Origin of the sequence: Bacteroides acidifaciens (assembly GCF_024623065.1) — a bacterium.
Taxonomy (GTDB): domain Bacteria; phylum Bacteroidota; class Bacteroidia; order Bacteroidales; family Bacteroidaceae; genus Bacteroides; species Bacteroides acidifaciens.
The window spans coordinates 1-1,727 of record NZ_JANJZR010000174.1 but is presented as its reverse complement, the minus strand read 5'-3'; the positions used below and the strand labels follow the sequence as shown (position 1 = coordinate 1,727).

The following is a 1,727-nucleotide window of genomic DNA, read 5'->3' as shown; positions in this document are numbered from 1 at the left end:
TACGGGATTCTGTATCATGACACACTTGGGAAGATTAAATATGAATATCAGGATTATGTAAGGGAAAGGATAAAAGAGATGTTCTCTAATACACTAAAATAGAAAAATAATAGTAAAATTGCTATTATTTTTCATGTCTTTTCTTTGTGATTAATAGTAAAATTACTATCTTTGTACTGTTGAATTAAAACAGTGATCTATGAAAACAGTTAAAGTTTCCGTGATTCTCAAAACACTTGAAAACGACGGGTGGTATAAAGTGAATCAGGAAGGAAGCCACAGGCAGTTTAAACATCCTACTAAAAAAGGAAAAGTGACTGTTAACGGTCATAAATCGGATGTTGTTTGGGGATTCCTGTTAAAGAGCATTGAAGAGCAATCGGGGTTAAAGTTTTAACCCCGGAGCTCCGCTCTGGAAATAGAATGTTTTAGTTTGGCATAGCGGCCTTGTGTAGGCCGCTTTATTCTGAAACTCTTAATTATAAATATATGGAGAAAGTAGTAATTAAAACGGCGCGTGTTGATGATTGTTACAGCGGTGCATGTGAAATTCTTCCCGGATGGGTTGTGGCTTGTACTGGCAGTTTTGAGGATTTCCAGAAAGAAGTGAAAGACAGTATTCGTTTCTATGTGGATTGTGCCCGTAAGGACAAAGAAGAGTATCCGGCTATTTTTGATAACGATTTTGAGTTGGTTTATAAATTTGATGTTCAAAGTCTGTTGCTTTATTATCAGGGGATTTTCTCGTTTTCTGCTTTACAGGCAATTACTGGCATCAATCAGAAACAGTTGGCACATTATGCTGCCGGTCGTAGTAAGCCAAGAGCACAACAAGCGGAAAAAATAGCTAACGGATTACATAAATTGGCTAAAGATTTAATGACGGTCACTGTTTAATTATTCAACAAATGGCTATTGACCGGGCCAAAAGCCCCGGACTTTAATAGAACGGGGCTATTTTTAAGACGCTATGACATATGAAGATATTTTATTTCTGATTGGCTTTTTCCTGATAATAGTTTTTTTTGTCGGATGTAAGCATAAACCGGCTACTTTATCCGGGTGGCTTGCTTTTGCCTTTCTTTCCTTTATTGTGACGCCTCTTATATCAGTTCCTTTAACCTGGTACGTTTGCCGGATGCTTGATCGGGCAACAATTAAGGATAAAGGATATTTTGATCCTTCGGATTTTACATTTAAGAGATAAAATACGTTCTTCTTAGTATAATAAGCCTGTAGAATGGTTCTACGGGCTTTTTTTATGTCCTTTTCCGCCATTTTGCACCAGGATAATTTTGCCTTATAAAATTTACTCTTATGGCAAAATTAAAACCTGACTATATCGAATGGGTGTTAACCCTGAACGCCTCCGATGCGCAGAAGGAAATACATAATCTTTCAGAAAAGAACAAAGAGCTTCGGGATAGCAATAAGGAAATAAAAAAGGCTATGACCGATTTAATCGCCACAGGGAAAGCTGGTGGTAAACAGTGGAAAAGGCTGAATGAACAACTGAAAGAAAATAATAAGACGCTCGGCGAGAATAACAAGAAGATTGCCGAATGTGAGAAACGCCTGGATAAAACCACCATGAGCGCGAACCAGCTTGCACGTAAAGCCAATGCCTTACGTAAGGAACTTCGCGATACCGTGAAATCCTTGCAGCCGGAAAAATATGCCGCCCTGGAGAAGGAACTGAAAGAAGTTGAAAAAGCATACGGGCAGGC

2 protein-coding genes and 1 pseudogene are annotated in these 1,727 nt (G+C 38.4%); all 3 read left to right on the top strand.

Annotated features, from left to right (window positions below):
• Positions 1-199 precede the first annotated feature (199 nt).
• Positions 200-397 (top strand): type II toxin-antitoxin system HicA family toxin, encoded by a 198-nt coding sequence (locus NSB03_RS20535; protein WP_024988891.1) that lies wholly within the window; start codon positions 200-202, stop codon positions 395-397.
• A gap of 92 nt (positions 398-489) precedes the next feature.
• On the top strand, positions 490-897 hold the full coding sequence (locus NSB03_RS20530) for a hypothetical protein (protein ID WP_024988890.1): 408 nt from the start codon (positions 490-492) through the stop codon (positions 895-897).
• A 420-nt stretch (positions 898-1,317) separates the two neighbouring features.
• Positions 1,318-1,727: pseudogene (locus NSB03_RS20525) on the top strand (DUF948 domain-containing protein); the annotation flags it as partial.

What these genes read in the sequence shown, in the direction of transcription:
- NSB03_RS20535 (WP_024988891.1), top strand. Translation starts at nt 200, where the DNA reads ATGAAAACAGTTAAAGTTTCCGTGATTCTCAAAACACTTGAAAACGAC.
- NSB03_RS20530 (WP_024988890.1), top strand. Translation starts at nt 490, where the DNA reads ATGGAGAAAGTAGTAATTAAAACGGCGCGTGTTGATGATTGTTACAGC.